Origin of the sequence: Stieleria sp. JC731 (assembly GCF_020966635.1) — a bacterium.
Lineage (GTDB): Bacteria > Planctomycetota > Planctomycetia > Pirellulales > Pirellulaceae > Stieleria.
Genome location: NZ_JAJKFQ010000005.1, coordinates 700,667 through 720,945, shown reverse-complemented (window position 1 = coordinate 720,945; position 20,279 = coordinate 700,667). Strand labels below are relative to the sequence as shown.

General features: G+C 53.0%; 12 protein-coding genes. 2 read left to right on the top strand and 10 right to left on the bottom strand.

Annotated features, from left to right (window positions below):
• Nucleotides 1-2 precede the first annotated feature (2 nt).
• The 10 genes from LOC67_RS13695 to LOC67_RS13650 form a co-directional block, all read right to left on the bottom strand.
• Nucleotides 3-539 carry a sigma-70 family RNA polymerase sigma factor gene (locus LOC67_RS13695; protein ID WP_230263170.1) on the bottom strand — a complete coding sequence of 179 codons (537 nt, stop codon included), beginning with the start codon at nt 537-539 and terminating at the stop codon, nt 3-5.
• 69 nt (nt 540-608) lie between these two features.
• Nucleotides 609-1,379, bottom strand: coding sequence for a hypothetical protein (locus tag LOC67_RS13690; protein ID WP_230263169.1), 771 nt, complete (start codon nt 1,377-1,379; stop codon nt 609-611).
• A 113-nt stretch (nt 1,380-1,492) separates the two neighbouring features.
• On the bottom strand, nt 1,493-5,371 hold the full coding sequence (locus tag LOC67_RS13685; protein WP_230263168.1) for a CARDB domain-containing protein: 3,879 nt from the start codon (nt 5,369-5,371) through the stop codon (nt 1,493-1,495).
• A 173-nt stretch (nt 5,372-5,544) separates the two neighbouring features.
• Nucleotides 5,545-5,793 (bottom strand): hypothetical protein, encoded by a 249-nt coding sequence (locus LOC67_RS13680; RefSeq protein ID WP_230263167.1) that lies wholly within the window; start codon nt 5,791-5,793, stop codon nt 5,545-5,547.
• Nucleotides 5,794-5,885: 92 nt separating this feature from the next.
• Complete coding sequence (locus LOC67_RS13675; protein WP_230263166.1) at nt 5,886-8,987, bottom strand: valine--tRNA ligase; 3,102 nt, start codon at nt 8,985-8,987, stop codon at nt 5,886-5,888.
• Complete coding sequence (gene cimA, locus LOC67_RS13670) at nt 8,984-10,579, bottom strand: citramalate synthase (RefSeq protein ID WP_230263165.1); 1,596 nt, start codon at nt 10,577-10,579, stop codon at nt 8,984-8,986. Before cimA ends, LOC67_RS13675 begins: the two co-directional genes overlap by 4 nt.
• 386 nt (nt 10,580-10,965) lie before the next feature.
• The gene (locus LOC67_RS13665) at nt 10,966-11,355 is read right to left on the bottom strand and encodes a hypothetical protein (protein WP_230263164.1); all 390 of its coding nucleotides are present in this window, start codon (nt 11,353-11,355) and stop codon (nt 10,966-10,968) included.
• A 236-nt stretch (nt 11,356-11,591) separates the two neighbouring features.
• Nucleotides 11,592-13,208 carry a hypothetical protein gene (locus LOC67_RS13660; protein ID WP_230263163.1) on the bottom strand — a complete coding sequence of 539 codons (1,617 nt, stop codon included), beginning with the start codon at nt 13,206-13,208 and terminating at the stop codon, nt 11,592-11,594.
• A 1-nt stretch (nt 13,209) separates the two neighbouring features.
• Nucleotides 13,210-15,114, bottom strand: coding sequence for an exosortase U (xrtU, locus tag LOC67_RS13655; RefSeq protein ID WP_230263162.1), 1,905 nt, complete (start codon nt 15,112-15,114; stop codon nt 13,210-13,212).
• Between the two features lie 79 nt (nt 15,115-15,193).
• Entirely contained in the window at nt 15,194-17,737 is a 2,544-nt protein-coding gene (locus tag LOC67_RS13650; RefSeq protein WP_230263161.1) for a polysaccharide biosynthesis tyrosine autokinase, read from the bottom strand.
• A 487-nt stretch (nt 17,738-18,224) separates the two neighbouring features.
• Between LOC67_RS13650 and LOC67_RS13645 the strand changes: the two genes are divergently transcribed.
• Both LOC67_RS13645 and LOC67_RS13640 read left to right on the top strand, forming a co-directional pair.
• Nucleotides 18,225-19,346: an SDR family oxidoreductase gene (locus tag LOC67_RS13645; protein ID WP_410001136.1), complete on the top strand. Its 1,122-nt coding sequence runs from the start codon at nt 18,225-18,227 to the stop codon at nt 19,344-19,346.
• Between the two features lie 281 nt (nt 19,347-19,627).
• Nucleotides 19,628-20,278 carry a hypothetical protein gene (locus LOC67_RS13640; protein WP_230263160.1) on the top strand — a complete coding sequence of 217 codons (651 nt, stop codon included), beginning with the start codon at nt 19,628-19,630 and terminating at the stop codon, nt 20,276-20,278.
• Nucleotide 20,279 lies beyond the last annotated feature (1 nt).

The following is a 20,279-nucleotide window of genomic DNA, read 5'->3' as shown; positions in this document are numbered from 1 at the left end:
TATCAGCGTTCCTCACCCAGCAACGAATTCAGGCAAATGGATTGCCCTAAAATGATGCGTGCCGTTCTCCAATGCCGCTGGACCTGCCGTACGCTGACCGACAATTCTTTAGCAATTTCCTCTTGCGACAATTCCGCATACCACGACAACTCAAACACTTCCTTGACCGCTTTCGGAAGCCGCTCAACCTGCTGATGAAACTCGCACCATTCTTCGAGCGAAACGTGCTTACAGCATCCGTCGGGCTCACCATGTCGCGATTCATAGTTTGCCGCTTGATTGCTTGGTCGCGCATAGCGTCGGCTCAGATCAAGCAACTGACGTCGAATTTGCACCGCGATTAGGCGACGCAAATGAATAGAAGAGGTCGGCGTAAGATCTTGAATCGCCGTGTGAAATCGAAACATCGCCTCCTGGACGATGTCGTCCGTTTCTTCCCATCGTCGAACACGGGGAAAGCCATCGAGCATTCGGCTCGCAAGGGAACGGAAGGTTGCTTCATACTCGGAAAAAATCCGACTGGCAGTTTGGCTTTGCATCGACAATGGACCTATCCAAGAAGTTCAAAGCAACATGAACTTCTAGAGTAGCCGTCTGTCCATTGGTGTTCAAGCAAAACGCCTTGATGCAAATTGAAACTCGTCGATTTTTCCGGTCCGCCATCGAGGCGATCTATGACAGACTGAAAAGATCAGCATCGCAAAAAGGATGATCAAGGTTGCCGGTTCCGGCACCGTATTCATCGAAGAAGATTGAACCGAAAAATCGGCAGCAACCGTTGTCAATACGCCATCGCCCGGCATTGTTAGGTAACTAAAGCCGAACAGATCAACATGCTCTAGCAACAGCGTGGTGGCACCAAAGGTATGCGTTGGCGGCTCGTTTAACGCGACTTGATAAACCCCAGCAACATTCGGAGCGATCACATTCAACTGACCGAGCAGAACATCGCCAAAGAGCGTCGAAATACCAGTGTCTGAGCCAAAGGGCGGCAAGTCAGCGCTGTACGAAACAAAACCATCGTCACTGACATTGTCATCCAACGCAAAAGCTAGCCCACCAATCACCCCATTTAAATTTGAATCGAGTTGAAAACTCATGCTCGAGTAGTTCGACGTCAATGCAGAATCACTAGCCGAAAAATCTAAATCGATACCGACGATGATGTCAGATGCATTCTCTGCATCGGCAACGAAGTCTTGTAGCCAAACTTCGAATCCAACGACATCACCACCATTGACCACCGATGGAGTCACATTCTTGATTGCCAACGTTGCCATCAGCCCTGCGTCGACTTTGCCGGCCGCAAATAAAAAAACAAACAGTAGGAAGCCACATCGCCAAAGAGGCTTTATCACGCTGCAAAATGATGAGTCCATGAAAATGATTCCGACAAGGAGAATGAATCTATGGTGAATGGTGGCAACTTTTCGCCGAGCTGCCTGCCCGTTTTGCGCAAAGAACGCATCAATCTAGACGAGGTTGAATTCGATCAAATCGTGTTCCCAACTAATCCTCGCAGCCAAAAGTAATAGTCGCGTGACGTGATTCGTCCGTCATGATCAAAATCAAACGCTTCGTTGTAGCCACTCGTCCCCCGAGTTGTGTTGAATAAGACAAGCGAAACATCGAACCATGCATTGCGATCGTTGACATCTGTGACGCGATCGCCATTAAAGTCACCACCTAGTTGATGGAATTCAATCCGAAAGACCTCATCATGCACGCCGTCTGTGTCCTGCAGCGGTGTCCCGAAGGTTGATCGAATTCCGTCGGACAACAGTTGCACTTCGTATTGACCATCGATTAGCAAGCCCTGTTCGCTTCCGCCAAACCCATCGACTGTCAAATCAATCGTCAATTGCCGAGTGGTTTGGTCGACGCGAAAATGAACGACCGAGTCAAGATCAACGACATTGCCTGTGCCGACGGCCACCACACGAACGAATTGAGAAATCGTTCCACTGTCGATCAGGTCTTGCAGATTAGTTGCCTGATCAAATTCGATTTTGATTTCTGTAACATTCGATCGCTGCTCCTCACCGTGATTGATTTGAGTCGACTGAACCTCGAAGTCCGCGGCAACGGCCACATCAAAATACGATGTGGCGACATTGCCTGATCGATCAATTGCTCTCGCATAAACGGTGGTCGTTCCGCTCTGAATTAAGGAAACAAGCGTCGCATTGCCCTGCACATCATTCCAGTGCTCGCCATCCGTTGAAATTTCCAGACGCTCTAAACCGGAGCCTGGAAAGAGATCGAAAGCTTCAACAGATAACAGCACAGGTTGTAGAAAGGTACCTTGTCCGTTCGGCACGGCGGTTTGACTTGGATCCGACTGCAGTACGACTTTTCCGGTCAACTCAGGCGGAAGGATATCCCCAACTACGGTAAGCTTGTTCGAGGAAGCGACAGGGATGGATACCGCCGATTGAAACAACAAGTCACTTCGAACGTCGACATATCCCGCAGGAAACTGTTGGATTTCATTGAGTACGACATCAACAGTCATCGTCGCAGATCCACCGGGCGCTAGACTTGGTAGGTCTCGCTGTACTTGATTTCCGTTTCGAAATGCACCGACGGTCTGGATAAAGATCGATTGGACCACTCGGCTGTCGAACTGTGCTGTCAACTTGCCGTTTGTGAGTACTCGTTGGCTGTTGTTGACGATCGTGGAAACGTATCGCAGCGTATCACCTGGTGTCGGAATGGCGTTTCCGTCAGCGTCGATCAACAACTGAACTTGGTGACTGATTGGCAGATCGTTCGGAGGTACCCCCACATTGACCAATCTGGTCGCAAGGTCATTTCCTCGATACTGGGATACGACTTCGCCGGAATCGTCAGTCAAGTTCTGGTCATCGATCGCGACCTGAATCAGATGGGCGCCGGCTTGAGTGTTCGTCCAAGGTGCTGCGATAGTGACGAAAGTAGGAATGCTGGCAGGCGCCACCGGAAAATCGATAACAGCAGAGGCAATTTGTAAGCTTTCCCATTGACCATTGGATGGGAAAAGGTCGCTCAGGGAAACTTGAACATCATTAACTGCTTGCTCGCCAAAATACTGAATAAACGCGCCCACCGATACGGTTTCACCAATATCCGTAGGTTGATGGCTAATCACGATATCATCTGAGAAGACAAAGACATCGCTGGGCTGCGCGCCGCCCGGCCCGCCGCTTCCGCTGATTGCAAACGGAGATCCCCCCGACACGGTTCCGCCGGGAGGTGGCGCTATTGCAGCCGGTTTATTGGGGATCGAAGTCGTAGCGATTCCGACATTGAGTTGCACCAGTTTTGAATCAGTCAGCGTGCCGTCGCTTACTTCAACCAGCATCGGATAAGTTCCGGTCTGTGTCGGCAGTAATACCGACTGGCGAAAACGCCCTTCCGAATTGGTGTGTGAACCACTGAATTGGGATATCGGTTCCAATGTCACCGGATTCAGAATCTTGACGACGACGGACGCACCCTGCATGGGATAATCTCGTTCGCCAACAATGTTGACAAAGTTATAGTCCACATATCCGCCGACAATGATCGCGTTTGAAGCAGTGCCGCCAAACATATCGCTCATTGTGAATACTACAGAAGCATCACCAGTCCCAAAGATCGGCTCGCCAATTTTGACGACGATGCCGCTTTCATTGTTTCGTTCTTCAAGTTCAATAACAGAGTTTTGCGGATCCAGCTTCACAGTGAACAGGCGATAGCTTTCTGGAAATTGCTGTGCGGGAAAGTGCACGTCGATCGATTGACCGGGCGTCAAATTCCCGACTTCGACGTCCGCCACTTCGTCAGCAAAATCGAACAACGTTGCATGGAAATTTCCGGTATCGCGAAGGCCAGCATTGCGAATGGTAGCGACCACAAAAATGTCTTCGCCGGGCTGCGGATCGCCGGACGTGATACGAATGTCGCTCGCCCGAAGGGTTATATCAGGTGCATAGCCGACTTCGACGGTGGTTGAATCGGTGGATATCGCGCCACGTGGATCAACCACTTGCATTGAAACCGGAAACGGCGTTCCAGCTCCAATACCGAGCGAATGAAATATTGGATTCTTCCCGACCTCGTCTCCATGCGCCGCAGACAATCCAACTTCACCAAAAATTCCGTCACCATCGAGGTCCCAAGTGAACTGCAGTTCTGCAAGCGAATGGTCGTCATCCGTTGTCGCACCGGCATCCAGCACTACTGACTGTCCAACCGCGACAGCATAGGGGCCGCCGATGTTGGCAATAGGAACCTGATTAGTGTCAAGCACACGGATACCCGTCGGTGCATCAACGCCACTGCCGGTGAAGGACCGCAGCAGTTGACCATCAAACGCATCGTAAACGTCAATGCGATTGTCTTCGCCGTTGGGAACAAAGACTTCCGTGCTATCAGGACTGATCGCGATCTGCTCGATGCCGAAATAGCCTACTAACGTTGGAGCTGGAACATCAAACAGCAGGTTCCCAACGCGTCCGCTACTACCATCGAATTGATGAGCCATAAGACGGGCCGCTGATGTTCCGAGATGAAGAACGCGTGTATACAGAATGCTTCCGTCATCTGAAAACATACCGGCCACACCTGCCATTTCGCTTGGCAAGTACTCGACATCGCTGACCGAAAAGTCATCCAAGTCAACAGTTGTCAGAGCTCCAACAGACGTCGAACGATCATAGCCAAACACCACCGCATATCGATCTTCGACGTGCTTCGCGATGTTAATAGGCTTTATTACATCAAGCGTTTCGCCCGTGTATTGCAACTGCCCATTCGGGCCCAACGTCAATCGGTGCACCAACGACGCGTCGTATCGCCCCGCCAACACCGTACCGTCCTTCGTAACGACAACCGCATTGGGAGTCGAATTCCCCAATAGCTGTGTCGAAACCTCTCGCTGCGTTTCCACATTCACCACAGAAATGGGTTCGGCTGTACACGGTGGCGAATCACATCCGTTGCCATTGGTCACCAATAGAAAACGATTGTCTGCGGTCAGTTCGACATCCTCCCCGCGATTGCTGATCGAAATCGGATTGTTACCCGATGCCAGCTTGGGCGGACTTTGCGTCAAATCGACCACCCAAATCCTCCTGGCAAAATCAGTCACAAATGCTTTTGATCCGTCACTGGTGATATCAATGTCGCCTTTCAACTCAGTATCAGAAATCGCCACCCAACCAGTAACCTGATCTGTTTCGGGATCGAATACATAGACTCGATCGCTGCCGTCATCAACAAAAGCGCCCAACGAAGCGAGAACCCTGCGGTCTTCCAGGACTTCGACTTTCAGAAGGGTACGATGACGTCGACGCCGGGATTTTTCGGCAGGCTTTGAGGGCAATCCAGAGCGCAAAGAGAATCGCATGCGATTTCGTTAACACATGAGTAATGGCGGGGCACGGAAATATCCTTCCGTGACTTCCCTGCGACCACTCATGTATCTACCCGACATGGAAAACTAGATTTTTTCCAAATCGCTTCTGAAATCCGGGATTCAATCCCAGCATTTAAGAAACAGCGTCCGACAAGAATCGTCGGCTACCACTGCAGGCCCCAGGTACTGGGATCTTTACCCAAGTCGTACCAACCGTCGAAATCTTCGGGGCGATCATTGTCGGCAAGTTCGATGGCACCTTGGTCGGCGAGCTGAAAAACGAATTGCCCCAGGGCTTGGCTGCTACCAAATTCCCATGCGGTTAATTCGTCTTTGCCGGCTTCGGCGAAATGATCGACAGCCAATTCCAACAGAACACGGCAGACGCCTTCCGCTGCAACGTGCCCTTTCATAGCCAGCTTGCGATCTTTCAGCGCAACCCGGATGGCATGGCGTACAAACTCGGTACGCTCCGGTTGGCCTTTATCAAATTGTGGGTCGTGGTTCAGTCGGATGATGCTTTCTCCTGCAGCTTTTTGATATCCGCTTCCACAGAAGCCTGCCGAGCAATCAAGTCGCTTAAAGAAGAACGTTCCTTTTCGACAACGTCGGCAGGTGCTCTCGAAACAAAGTTTTCGTTTGACAGTTTCGATTCCTTTCCGGCCACTTGCTTGACGATCTGCCCAAGCAGTTTTTCCAACCGCGAAAGCTCGGCTTCAACGTCAATGAACTTTTCAAGGTCAACATGGACTTCGATGCCGATTCCCGGGATCGTCAGTGGAGCGTCCGTTTCGAATGGCTTCGTATCGGGGCCAACAGCAACGACCTCGGCGCCGGCAAGGGCTCCGAAGTATGCCGACATCGGCTTGAGCAGTTTCTGGCTGGACTCGCTGCAAGTGATCGAAACCGGCACCGTTTCCTGTGGCTTGATCGACTGGCTTGCACGAATCTGGCGGATCGCACCAACGACTTGCTGGAATTCGGAAAACTGTCGTTCGATCGATTTATCTTGGTGCGACAAGTCAGCGATCGGCCAGGGGGCAACCATCAACAACTCGCTTGCCGCTTTCGGATCCAGTCCACGCTCAGGAGCGATTTCGCCTAAGAAGCCCCAAATCGATTCGGTGACAAACGGCGTAATCGGGTGCAAAAGTTTCAGCAACGTATCCAAACCGTGAACGATCACGTTCTGGCTTAGACCTCGTGTGGACTCATCGGACAATCGTGGTTTTGCGATTTCGACGTAGAAGCTGCAGAATTCATTCCACGCAAAGTCGTAGATCACACTGCGAGCTTCTGCGAACCGGAAATGCTCGATCGCATCGGTGACTTGTTGCGTGACCGCAGACAGCCGACTTAGCAACCATCGGTCTTCAACAGGCAAGGTCGCGACGTCGATTTGTTCTGGCTTGAAGCCTTCCAAATTCATCAGTACGAAACGAGACGCGTTCCAGAACTTGTTTACAAAGTTGCGACTGTTCTCAAATTTTTCGCTGACGACGGCGCCTTTCGGGTGCGTCTTGTCTTCCTCGCTTTCGGCCCACTGTGTTGAAAAGATCTCTTTGCAACCGGGGCATTTGATCGTCGGCGATGTGCGATTCTTCTTTGTTTGGTCGACCAGCTTTTCGCAATGCGGGCACTCGTACTGCACCGGCATCCGAACGTCTTGTGTTTCCGTCGCGATCTCGGTCAATCCGAATCGTAGAGCGTCCGGACCAAACTTTTCGATCACATCAATTGGGTCAACACCGTTCCCCTTGCTCTTGCTCATCCGTTCCCCATGGCCATCCAGGATGGTCGGGTGGATGTAGACCTGATCGAATGGGATTTCGCCGAGGTTGTTAAGCCCCATCAAGACCATTCGGGCAACCCAAAGGGTGATGATGTCGCGGGACGTGCAAAGTGTTGACGTCGGATAAAAGTATTCCAGTTCCGCCGTTTTCTGTGGCCAGCCCAGCGTGCTGTGCGGCCAGAGCGCAGAAGAAAACCATGTATCCAGAACATCGGGATCGCGTACCAAACGCAGCGCTTCGAGCTTGGGTTCGATCGGGGAATCCTCAGCTCGCAAGCAAACGAACACACTGAAGGTTCCGGCATCTTCGTCTGCCTGAACGATTGCCGACAGCTGACTATCATCGCCCAACGATTTTGCTTTGTCGCAAATCGCAGTGGCTTCGGATTCGGTATCAAACGTCGCGGACCAAATTGGAATTCGGTGTCCCCACCAAAGCTGACGACTGACAGGCCAGTCACGCTTTTCCCCCAACCAGTCCAAGTACCCTTTGCGGTAGCGAGTCGGAAAAATCTTGACCCGTTCGTCGCTGACAGCATCCATCGCTGACTGGGCAAGCTCGTCCATTTTGACGAACCACTGATCCGCCAAGTAGGGCTCGATTGCGGTCTTGCTTCGATCCGATAGCGGCATTTCGATATCGCGGTCTTCGATATCACCGAGCAGTTCGGCGGCTTCCAGATCGGCAACGACGCGTTTGCGTGCTTGCGGAATGGTCAAGCCTTCGTAAGCGGGAACGACATTATTGATCGTTCCGTCCGCATTCAGAATGTTGATCATCGGCAGCTGTTGCCGCTTCCCAACTTCATAGTCATTCGGGTCGTGTGCTGGCGTGATTTTCACGCAGCCGGAGCCCAGTTCGGGCTTCGCCCATTGGTCGGTGACCAAGGGGATCTCTCGATCGGCCAAGGGCAGCATCAATTTCCGACCGTCAGCAGCCATGTCGCGCAGCAATTCCAACTTCGGCAACATTGTCTGACGACGTTCGATGATCGCATCAAGCTGTGACTGAATTTCAGGCTTCTCTTTCGTAGCCACCGACGAGAGCTTTTCCTGAAGTTCTTTTTCGAGCTTGTCGAGAGCCGCAGCCGGATCGGGATGAACCGCGACCGCGGTATCGCCCAGCATCGTCTCAGGCCGAGTCGTTGCGATTTCAACGAACGCGGGCTCGCCTTCTTGGGGATCGATAACCGGATAACGGAAGTGATAGAAGTGACCTTTCTTGGTCACATTTTCGACTTCGTCATTGCTGACAGCTGTCTGCAAAAACGTGTCCCAGTTGACCAAGCGTTTGCCGCGATAGATCAGCTGCTTATTGAACAGATCGAAGAAAGTTGCCCGTACTGCGGCGGCACACATCGGATCCAACGTGAATCTGGTTCGCCGCCAGTCGCAGCTACAGCCCATGCGTTTAAGCTGTCCAAGGATTCGTTTCTCGTATTGATCTTTCCAATCCCAGATACGGCTCACCAGCCCTTCGCGTCCGATATCGTGACGCGAAAGATTCTCTTGTGATTTTAATCGACGTTCGACGACCGCCTGGGTAGCGATCCCGGCATGGTCCGTGCCAGGCATCCAGAGGGTTTCAAATCCCTGCATGCGTTTGGTTCGAATCAAAACATCCTGCAGGGTGTTGTTCAAACCGTGACCGAGGTGCAGCGCACCGGTGACATTAGGCGGCGGAATAACAATCGTGTAGGGCTTTTTGTCTGGATTGACCTCTGCGTGGCTACATCCAGCTTTTTCCCACCGCTGTGCGATTTCTTCGGCCGCGGTTGAGTGATCGAACCGAATCGGGATGGAGTTTTCGTTCATGTCGCTGGAGTAATGTTGTCTTTGTGCAATTTGTATTCGACTGAATCGATTAAAGCCTGGAAACTAGCTTCGATGATGTTGTCGCTGACGCCGATCGTGCCCCAGCTTTCGTTTTGGTCGGCACTTTCAATGTTGACGCGTGTTCCCGCAGCGGTCCCGCTGCCGTTATTAAAGATCCGCACCTTGTAATCGACCAAGTGCATTTCGCGTAGCGACGGATAGAACGGCAACAACACCTGACGCAGTGCCGAATCGAGCGCGTTAACAGGTCCGTGCCCCTCGGCAGCGGCGAAGCAATCTTGGTCGCCGACACGGATTTTCAGAATCGCTTCGGCGTAAACATCTTTCTCATCGGCCGATGTTTCCCCCGCCACGACTCGGTATTTGATCGGGCTGAAATGCGGCGTAAACGATCCAATTGTGCGTTTGATTAGCAAGTCGAATGAGCCCGCGGCGTTCTCATACTGAAAGCCCTGGTTCTCCAGACGCACCACTTCGGACAAGATTTTGTCCTGAACTTCACGATCGTTTTCGATGCTGTGCTGGCTTGCCACCGCCGCGATATTGCTGCGTCCTGATAGCTCGCTCACCAAAATCCGGCGTTCATTCCCGACCAATTCAGGATTGATGTGCTCGTAAGTCGAGGCCGCTTTGTTGATCGCATGGACATGCATTCCGCCTTTGTGTGCAAATGCACTCTGCCCCACGAAGGGCTGATTGCCACGCCATTGCAGGTTTGCGGTTTCATAGACGAAGCGACTCAGTTCAGTTAGGTGCTGAAGTCCTTTCCCGCCCAAGACCGTGTAGCCTTTTTTCTTCAAGGCCAAGTTACCAATCACGGACAACAAGTCGGCGTTGCCGCAACGTTCGCCGATTCCGTTGATAGTGCCTTGGACTTGCATCGCGCCAACATCAACGGCAGCCAAAGAGTTCGCGACGGCAAGTTCGCTATCGTTGTGGCAATGGATCCCAAAGATGACTTCGGGGAAATCCTTCAACCCTTCCATCGCAGCTTTGGTAATTTCCGCGATCTGCTCAGGCAGGGATCCTCCATTGGTGTCGCACAGCGCCATCGTGGTTGCGCCACCGGCAGCGGCCGCGCGCAAAGTTTCGATCGCGTATTCTGGGTTGGCACGATACCCATCAAAGAAGTGTTCGGCGTCGTAAATGACGTCCGCAGACTTTTTCAAAAACGCAACGCTTTCGCCGATCATGTCGACGTTTTCTTGTAGCGAGACACGCAAGACTTCAGTCGCGTGGTAGTCCCAAGTCTTACCTACAACGGTGATGACAGGCGTTTGTGCGGCGACCAAGGCTTGCATGCCCGGATCATCTTCGGCTTTCATCGACCGGCGACGAGTCATTCCGAACGCGCAAACCTTCGTTCCGCCCAAGTCATGCTTGCGGATATTCTCAAAGAAGGCGACGTCCTTTTCGTTGCTCAGCGGATAGCCGCCTTCGATAAAGTCGACTCCGGTTTCGGCTAACCGCAAGGCGATCTGAATCTTGTCGTTGAGCGAGAAACTGACACCTTCGCCCTGCGAGCCATCGCGGAGTGTGGTGTCGTAGATTTGGATTGATTTGGAAGTCATGGCTACTTTGATTTACAAAAAAACCCCCGAAGCGGGAATGCTACGGGGGTGCTGTATGCTTGAACTGCCGCGTCTCCGGGTTCTGTCTTCACGTCGAAGCGATCGTGAAGGGAATTCCAGGGCGTCGTTTCCCCCGCGTCATCACTGGCAAATCGAGCCAGGGACGCGGCAAGTAATGACGCCGGTAAAAATGGCACTTACAGTCTTTGGAGACATTTTCGATGTTGTGGTTGCGTTTTTCGACGTCCGCTGAGAATACGTTTGGACGTAACGTTCGTCAATCGTGTCAATTCACCCGGTCCACGGCGGCAAAGGACAGATGTCAGCCGACAGCTTAGAAACTCACCGACAGGCTGCCGCCGATTTAATCATTCACGAACCGATCACTAGCGGACCGATGTCGACCGTCGCAGGCGAAATCCTTGGCCGCGAACCATTGTCCAGCAATAGCCAATCACAAACGCGATGCAAATCGCGATCATCACCGCGACAATTCTGGCAAAATGCAGGTTCACATTACCGGCGTTTTTCCAGACGGCCATAAAATGAAAAATTTGGCCACAGCCGATCAATAACCCCAAACTGCCAACCCCTGCAGCGGTCGCCAATGCTTGCCGCTTTCGATGGGGATTCAGTGCCACAACCCCGAAAAACAGGATCGGAATCCCCAACATCATGGGGATAAATAGCAGAGGGACTTTTTCGATGGACCCGAACAGCGCCATCGCGGTGTCAATACACAACAAAAGTCCAGATACGATGCCAAACCGCGCCATTGACCGACTTTTTCAACCTAGGAGTACCGCCATGTAGGTAGTAGATCGGCTGACCGATCCGCTACCAATCCTACCTCTGATCAGTCGGCAATGTCAGCCCAAATGGATAAATCCACCAATCTCCACAGGCGTCAATATCTGAAAAATTTCGCCTGCGGATTCCGCTTATAACGGCGACGCATCGCCAAATCGACAATCGCAGCTTTGGCTACGGCTGATGCCGGACAAAACTGTCGTCACTGCGACGGAGTCACTTCCGCTGATGACGCCGCCTCATCTGACTCCGCTGACTCGTTGTCATTTGACTCTTCGATGGCTGAGTCCTGCTTTTTGCCGTTCCCGCCAAAATCTAAATTGCCCGCCGCCGACTCTTTTTCCAGCTTGGCAATTTCATCACGATGCTGCTGTGCGAGTTCGCTGTCACCGACTTCGTCGTAACATTTCGCCAGCATGCGATGTGCATTCAGCTTTAATGAGGGCGCAGGAAGTGCCCGTTCAAGGTCCGTAATCGCATCGCGGAATCGTTCCAAACGGTACAGGATTTGTCCGCGTGTTTCGTAAAAGTGGGGCGAGGCAGATCCGGCCAATTTGATCGCTTCATCAGAGACAGTGTAGGCGCGTTCCAGATCCGGTTCCTCCCTCATCGCCAGCGCGACGGCCAGATTGTTCAGCACCGCTGCACTCTTGCGATCTTCGGACAAGTCTGCTGCCAATCCCAAATGCAGCTCGGCATTTTTTTGGTCATCCTTCATCAAGGCCGCGGTTCCTTTGATGAAGTGTGAAATCCAGAGAGGCGATCCCTTCACCAGTCCGTTGCGGACGCTGATGATTTCTTCGTTGGTTTCGTCCAGGTTTGCCAGAACGTGGTCGGCCAACATCGTCACGACGCGAGGGTTGTTTGGCGCGATCTGGATTGCCAGCTCCAACATCTTCATCACCCGCAATCGCTCACTGACGGTATCCGTCGGCGACTGCTCAATGAAGTTGACGTATGCGACGATCGCATCACCAAGAGCCAGCGTTAACAGCTTTTTCTCCTGCGGTGCTTGCGCAATCGCAAGACTACGATTCAAGGCACGGATCGCTTCGCTATAGCGGTCCAAAAACAGCAAGTTGCGGGCAACCATGAATGCCAAATTCGCATCCATAGGGCTGTCTTTTTGCATTTCCTGAACGGTCTCAAGCGTTTTCTCAGCCAGCAATTCGGCTTGGTCGGTATCGCCAATTCGACGCGAAAGCTCGGCAGCCTTTAAACCCAACAGTGGCTCCGCCTGGGAAAGTTCATTGAGCATTTCGATCGCGGTGGCATAGCGCTGACGAAAGATCGTGTAGTCGGCATACATCTTTTTGAGGTTGAGGTCCTTCTTATCAGCCTCCGTCAATGTTTCCAGAATCAAACCGGCTTCATCGAGTTGCTCCTCATCGAAGTCGGTCCACTTCTTTCCCAACATCTCATTCTGTAGCAACCAACGAGCTGCCGGGACATGACCGCGTTGGACCAGCTTGCGCATGATCCTTGTCGCTTCCTCGGTTTCGTTTTGTGCATTCCGCACCCAAGCGAAACGATGCAGTAGCTCCAAATTTTCCGGCTCGGCTTCCAATTGGCGACGGATCACAATTTCGGCCGTTGGGAAATCATCCTTTTCCATGGAGACCAGCCATTGGCGATCCAGCCGGCGATTTCGCCAACCCGTGCCCCCGCTAAAGGCGATGAACCCGGTCACGAATAGCACGATCGAAAGAATCATCGCAGGGATTGCTTTTGGTGCGTCACGCCAGGGAATTCCGACGAACCAGCCGCGTACAAATTCGGCAACCCAGCGGAACCAAACGAGTGGATTGAGCGATTCCATTTCAGTGAACCTCCGCAGTGGCTTGTGCGTTTCCGGCAGCGACTTCGCTTTCGACTTGCGTCTGTATCGCGGCGGTCGGGTTTGATTCCGTTTTCGGTGTATTCACAGAAGGGAGCTGACGCCCAGCGTTCGCCGCAATTTCATCGGCGATCTTGGCACGCATGGCGATAAAGTCTTGTTCCAACGCGCTGAGCCGCTTGGGGTCAAGCTTGTCCGGAACGATCACCCACATCTGAAACATCAACACTTCGTTCTGATCCCAAACTCCTGTGGAATCGATACGGTTCCAAACACGGTGCGTGAAAGCGGCCAAACTGTTGGGTGCGTCTATCAATGTCCCGTCACTACCGATCCCCGAAAACAATAGATAGCCGCGTGCCGTCGGACCTTGCTTGAATCTTGCAACGACGTAGGTCGTATTCAAAGCATCGGGGTTGCGAGCTTCGACTTCAAAACTATCCATCGCGTCGGGTGATTTGATATCGCGATCTAACAGATCCCAGTCCAGACGCTCGTAACAGTCACACAATTCGTGCCAACCTTGGTGTGGCTGACTAAGTACGATCTGGGCGGTCATGTCATCCCAGGAACACTCCCAGACGTCGGAGTTCGCTCCCAGGTAGGGAACTTCGTAATTGCGGTTGGAGATATGACCTACCACGGTCAACGTTTGCAACGCGCCAATAAGGTCGCTCGGTGGGTCAAACACCAAATCAGTTTCACCTTGGACACGGTCTTCCGGGCGACGCGACGAAGCGACTTGATAGATCGACAAACCACCGATCAAGACGATGACTACTAGGAAAGCAATCTGAGCATTTCGATTGAGTACGAGCCCCTGCGCTTTTTCAAATAAGAAACCTTTCCGATCAGATTCATTCCACTGAACCGTTTCTCGCTGTGTCGATCGACTACCATCCTCGTCACCCTGTCGAACCGCGATCCAGTTCCAAGCATTCACCAGCGGGTTGTAGTCGCTTTCGTCGGCAACCTCATGGAACATGGTGGTGATCAAGTAGTCGAACGACAACAGAAATCCGAACGACAACGCGAGTGCGATGTAGCCGAGTAATTCGTGCGGCCAACCTTGAGCGAGATCAATCTGGTAAGAACTCTCCGCAACAGCGACGACGGTCACTCGCATGACGTTCGAGAACACGGCAAGCAAACATGCGATGGCCAAGTAGATCGGCGCTGTCCAAATCCGACGACGCCTCCAAGCGACAACCGCGAGCGCTAAAAAGGCGAGTGTGAAAACGGACTGGATTCCGCTGCAAGCCTCCGCCACGAAAAGCTCTCGGTCGGCAAGCTGAATGACATTGTTTGCCACCGCGTGTGGGATCGCCAATCCATCCAGCAAAACACTGGACATCCAAGTGGTAATTCGCTGAAGCCGAATGACCAACAACGTGTCCAAACGGACCAGTTGAATTATCAAAAGCAATGGCAGTGCGAGAACGAGCAAGGACCGATCAGAAGGGCCTCGCATCGATCGCAGCATCGCCGCAGCAAAGATGACGAACGCGACGCCGCCAAACCAAGGGAACTTCAATACCGCGCCAAACACCACCAAGAACAATCCGAACGCGATTGCCAACCAACTGGTAGTCCCGCGTGGCGGATAGAGATGCCCATCGCTCCGTTGATAAGCCAGCCAACCGACAATGCCAAACACAAATGGCATGTAGTGATAGCTGGGATTTGCCCATAGCGTCATCAGGTATGGGACCAGCAATGGCACCGAAACGATGCCGAGTGCCAACCAGAACCAACGCCAATTGGGGTGTGGGGTGAATGAGCTATCGCGACCGGACGATGAAGAGATCGGTGGCTCTGCAGCCGAGCTCTCCACCTGGGGAGAATCCGCAGACGACATGGTGTTGGGTGACGGTGTTCGAGTATTCAATTTACAAACGAACCGTACCCAACAACCTTATCGAAGCACGGCTCAGTTCAAATCATGCACTGAAGCGGTGGGTAGCTTCTTACTGATCCAGATTGTCCGTTTCCGAATCCAATTGCAGCTGTTTGGTCTTGGTTTGCAACACGGCGGTCGAACTGTTACTGCTCGATCCGTTGGTAGCGATCTGCTCCGACGCAAACCCGTTGGAGCTGCTGCTTCCGGATTTCTTCAACGAGCGATTATTCGTTACCGTGACGGTCGCAGGAGTTCCCTGGTTATTGCGACGATAGTACTGACCGCCGTAACGACCGTATCGGTAGTAGCCATAGCCGGAATATCCGTCCGCACCGGTCGCCTCGTCTGAGTTGTTGATGACCACACCCAAGACGTTCGCACCGATACCGTTCAAGATATTCAGCGACTCACGTGCATTGGGCTTGCTCTTACGGCGGATCCGCAGTGTAAGCACAACGGCGTCGGCCATGCTGGCGGTGATGCTTGGGTCGGTGACGACCAACAACGGCGGCGTGTCAAGGATGATGTAGTCGAACTGTTCACGTAGGTAGTCCAACAGTTCGTTCATCATCGGCAAGGTCAACGCTTCTGCCGGGTTGGATGGGATCGGCCCCGATGGCATCACGTGCAACTTCGGAAGCGGAGTCGCATGGGCGGCGTCCAGCGGATCACATTCACCGTTCAAGACGTTGGTCAAACCAAGCTTGTCTTCACTGGCAAAGTTGTCCGTCAATTGTGGTCGACGCAAATCGCAATCGATCGCCAAGACCCGTTTGCCACTCTGGGCGATCGAGCAGGCAAGGTTGCACGCGATCGTGCTTTTACCGTCGCCAGGCAGTGGGCTGGTGACCTGAATGATTCGGCCACGGTCAAAGCCGCTCATGTCAAAGAAGGTCGCCGTACGCAAAGAACGTATCGCTTCGGCAGTGATGCTGGCCGGTTGATGAACCACCGCCAAGTCCGTCGAAAGCGATTTGTAGGGATCCAGTTCGCCCTTCTTGGTCTTGCGACGCTTGCCGCGAAAATATGGTACGTGTGCCAGAATCGCTACGCCCAATGTCGCACTGACCTCTTCTGGGTCGCGGAATGTGTTGGCGTTCTTTTCCAGCAGAACAGCAAGGCCACTGCCGAGCAGGATTCCTAGCACGGTTCCCAAACCGACGGTCTTCAACAATGTCGGTCCGACCAAGCTGGCTCGGGTTGGTTCCCAAAGCTCGTGAATCTGCGTAACGCTTTCGTCGTCGCTAAGCTTGGTTTTGCGAAGGCTTTCGGTCAACTGGTGCAGCAGCTCGCGGTGCTGTTCGATCTCTCGGACCATGCCTGCGTTTTCTTGTTCATATTGGGCCAATTCGGCCGCTTCGCGTTTTTCCAATGCGATTTGCTCATCAAGTTCTTTGATGTGCAATTGCTGCATCTTGACCATCGTTTTGTGTGAATACAGAACCGCGTCGACGGTTTCCTTCGCACGGGCGATCGGATCACCGTACATGGCCTCGTACCACTTCTCGCGCAGTTGCGTGATACGATCGGATTGCTGTTGGACCAGGCTGAGCAATTCGTCACGCGTGGTTTCAAGTTGCTCATCAAACGCCTTGACCGTCGGGTGAGACTCACCGAATTCCCGAGCGTTCATGTTTCGCTCGACCATTAGAGGCAACAACGTCTTTTGCACGTCAATTGCGGCCAGGGCACTGTCGCCGACCAGTGGGTCTGGTTCACGTTTGCTGTCCGAAACCGTGTTGACTTTCACGCCGAGCAACTGGCTCATCACGTTCAACACGATCCGTGGATCTTTGGATTGCTCGATCACGCCTTCCATTTGGCCCAGCACGATTTCCTGAGCACGCAACAGCTGGAATTGCTTGGACCGCTCTTCCACAAGCGACAGGTGACGTTCCCGGTGCGGGTTGATCGCGTTGCCTTCGCTGTCCCAATCCAACGGAGCGTCGCGGCGGAATTCGTTGTAGCGTCGCTCGATCATTGCCAAGTTAGGCTGAATCTCGCTGATGGCTTTGTTCATGACCTCGGTCAGGCCATGCTGCGTGTTCTTGTGTCGTTCGTTGTAGAACTCTTGCAACGAATCGCTGTAAGCATGTGTCGCCGCTTCGCAGTGCTCGGGATTCGGGTGATCGAAGTGCAACAGCGTGATCAACGACTGTGCAGATTTCACGTCCGTGACTTCGGGTTCAAGCGACAACGATTTTTGAACGTCGCGTGAAAACTGATTCAGGTTGTTGTCATACAGCTCTTTGAAAGGCTGCATGCGAGGATGCTCGAACGCCATTTTGGCCAAACGATCACTGTACAACTGTGCCTGCAATACTTCGATATCGGGCACACCGCCAAGAACTTCACCTGTAACAGTGTCCAGCACGGGTGGGCGGATGGATTCAACCATCAGCCGTGTGGAACTGCGGTAGGTTTCCTCCAGCTTTAGGTAAGCGAGGAAGCCGATGACCCCAAACAGGATCGCCGGGAGGACAACCGCCCAGCGATATCGCCAAAGTGCACCGGCGATATCAAGCGGCTGAGCTGCAGGCGAGATTTGACGGCTTCTGGAAACCTGACGATTGCGATGGCTCGTTTCGGGTTTCGATGATTCTGCGATCATGTGGGGAAATGTCTTGTTCGGCAGAGCTTTGAGTTGACCGGCTGGTCAGGGTGCCAGTCGGGGGTCGGCAGTCTGGTCGCGAAGAAACCTGGACACAAGCATTCATCCAGCGAATCAGCGTCGCTTAGGGCAATCCGTCACCTTAGACGCACGAAAGGTCGACTTGTTCAGCTCAATTGTTTGTGGGGCAGTCATTTTGGGCCTGGCTGTCCCGGAGCCCTGTCAAAACAGTTCTCCCAACAAGTACCGGACCCCGTGCTGTTGTAGTTTAACCCTCAATTTGTGAGGTCCATAGCGGTTTTGAGTTTCACGGGTGTCAAAATCGGCCAAGAGTCGTCAAATCCGTGCTGACCCACATATTCTCGGGCGAATAGCGACACTTTCGAGCATGAAGGTTTCGAGTGTTCTGATCGCTAGATTCGTTAAATCTCTTGATCCCCTAAATTGCGACAAGGCGGGCGACGGTTTTATGCACAGCCTTGCGTGAATGCGAACTGACAAGAACAATCCAGCGACCACTCTAATGGTGCTTCGCGTTCGTCACCGATTCGCTTCTGCACCGATTCGCTACAGCCCTACACCCCTACGTTCCAATATGACTGCTCCGTTTACGCTTCCCGAATCAGCAGCCTCGCTGAAAGGCTCACGATGTCTCGTCACTGGCGGTGCGGGCTTCATCGGTTCACATGTCGTCGATGCACTATTGGCGCAAGGCGCCAGCGTTCAAATCCTGGATAACTTCAGCACCGGCTTTCGAACCAACCTGGAACACCGCCCGGATGACGCCAAAGTCGAACTGATCGAAGGAGACGCGGCGTGTGCTGACACCGTCATGGACGCAACAAAAGGCTGTGACTACATCTTTCACCTCGCCGCGATGGCGAGCGTTCCGCGGAGCATGCGTGAACCGCAACTGTGTCACGCCTGGTGCGCAACAAGCACCGTCAACTTGCTGGCCGCAGCTCAGGAGCACGGCATCCGGCGTGTTGTCGTCGCCAGCACGAGTGCGATTTACGGGAACTCGACCTGGGTTAGCAAACGGGAATCCGACCCGCCTGCGCCGCTGTCCCCCTATGCGGCAGCCAAGTTATCTGCCGAAGCGTACATGCAATCCTTCGCTCGTACCTCGGACGTCGAAACTGTTATCCTGCGATACTTCAATGTCTATGGCCCGCGTCAGGATCCCAAAAGCGAGTACAGCGCGGTGATCCCACGCTTCGTCTCGATGATCCTTACTGGCGAACGCCCGATCATCTACGGCGATGGCGAACAGTCGCGAGATTTCGTTTACGTCGGTGACGTCGCTCGAGCGAACCTACTGGCGGCAACCGTTCCGGGGATCTCGGGCAAGACGTTCAACATCGCATGCGGTCGCCGCACGACACTGTTGGATCTGCTGACAAACCTTCGCGAGATCTTGGGGCAGGATATTCAGCCGATCCACGACCCGCCCAGAATTGGCGACGTCAAAGATTCGCTCGCTGATATCACCGAAGCGAGAACGCATTTGCTGTTCGAGCCTTCGGTGACGATCGACGTAGGACTCCAGCAAAGCGTGGAATACTATCGATCGATTTGCAGCCCAGCTGGTAGCTCCGCAAAGAGTTAGGCAGCTGCGTGGGTTCTCCTCAGGCGTCCAGCGAGCATAATAGTTGCACCACAACGGTCGGTATGCCTGGTCGACGGATGATTGATCCCGCTGTCTACACTAGATCTGTCGAAGCTAACACTGCCCGGCTTGTCGCTCCCTGCGGTGGCTATCTGCCGTCCCGCTGGACGTCGTTGTGAATTTGACGTCGGCAACAAACGCGAAAAGCTACCTGTTCAGTTTCGGCTTCCGACGATCATCGCCAAATAAACGCTGCCCCTACCCGTTCGACATTCCCGTCAATGATTCGCGCCGAAGTCCACACGCCGTTCTTTCGAAAATTCCTATTCGTCTTTTTGGGATGCATCGCCTTTGGCGCCTACTGTCTATACGACGGTTTAGTTGCCTACCCTAAAAAGCTAAGCATGTCAGAGGCGTATGAAGCATTGCCCGAAGACGGCCGGCAAGATGCCTGGAAAGACTTGGCGACCGAAAAGGGCTGGCCGACCCGGACACCCGCCAATTCGGCTGAAGAGATGCGGCACAAAATCGGCAGCCAATTCATGATGGCAGTCCTATGCGGGATCTTTGCGATTCCCGCACTGCTAAAATACATGTCAGGCCAGGGAACCTGGGTCGAAGGCGACGAGACGATCATCCGAAACAGCAAAGGCCAAGTCGTCCCGATCGAAGCGATTTCCAAAATCGACAAGCATAAATGGGCTGAGAAGGGAATTGCCAAGATTCATTACGAAGTCGATGGGAAGTCCAAAAAGTTCATCATGGATGACTTCAAATATGATCGCGAAAAGATGGGAGAGATCATGTTGCTCGCCGAAGCCAACTTGGATGAAGACCAAGTGACCGGAGACGATCTGGAACGCGACAAGATTGCCTTGAAAGAACTTGAGGCAAACAAACTTGAGTCGTCTCCAAACGGTGAAGAAGCCTAGC

Excerpts from the sequence above, each read along its gene's own strand:
- LOC67_RS13675 (WP_230263166.1), bottom strand. The coding sequence starts at position 8,987 with ATGAACGAAAACTCCATCCCGATTCGGTTCGATCACTCAACCGCGGCC.
- cimA (WP_230263165.1), bottom strand. The coding sequence starts at position 10,579 with ATGACTTCCAAATCAATCCAAATCTACGACACCACACTCCGCGATGGC.
- LOC67_RS13665 (WP_230263164.1), bottom strand. The coding sequence starts at position 11,355 with ATGGCGCGGTTTGGCATCGTATCTGGACTTTTGTTGTGTATTGACACC.
- LOC67_RS13660 (WP_230263163.1), bottom strand. The coding sequence starts at position 13,208 with ATGGAATCGCTCAATCCACTCGTTTGGTTCCGCTGGGTTGCCGAATTT.
- LOC67_RS13690 (WP_230263169.1), bottom strand. The coding sequence starts at position 1,379 with ATGGACTCATCATTTTGCAGCGTGATAAAGCCTCTTTGGCGATGTGGC.
- LOC67_RS13680 (WP_230263167.1), bottom strand. The coding sequence starts at position 5,793 with ATGAAAGGGCACGTTGCAGCGGAAGGCGTCTGCCGTGTTCTGTTGGAA.
- LOC67_RS13695 (WP_230263170.1), bottom strand. The coding sequence starts at position 539 with ATGCAAAGCCAAACTGCCAGTCGGATTTTTTCCGAGTATGAAGCAACC.
- LOC67_RS13640 (WP_230263160.1), top strand. The coding sequence starts at position 19,628 with ATGATTCGCGCCGAAGTCCACACGCCGTTCTTTCGAAAATTCCTATTC.
- LOC67_RS13685 (WP_230263168.1), bottom strand. The coding sequence starts at position 5,371 with ATGCGATTCTCTTTGCGCTCTGGATTGCCCTCAAAGCCTGCCGAAAAA.
- LOC67_RS13645 (WP_410001136.1), top strand. The coding sequence starts at position 18,225 with ATGCGAACTGACAAGAACAATCCAGCGACCACTCTAATGGTGCTTCGC.
- LOC67_RS13650 (WP_230263161.1), bottom strand. The coding sequence starts at position 17,737 with ATGATCGCAGAATCATCGAAACCCGAAACGAGCCATCGCAATCGTCAG.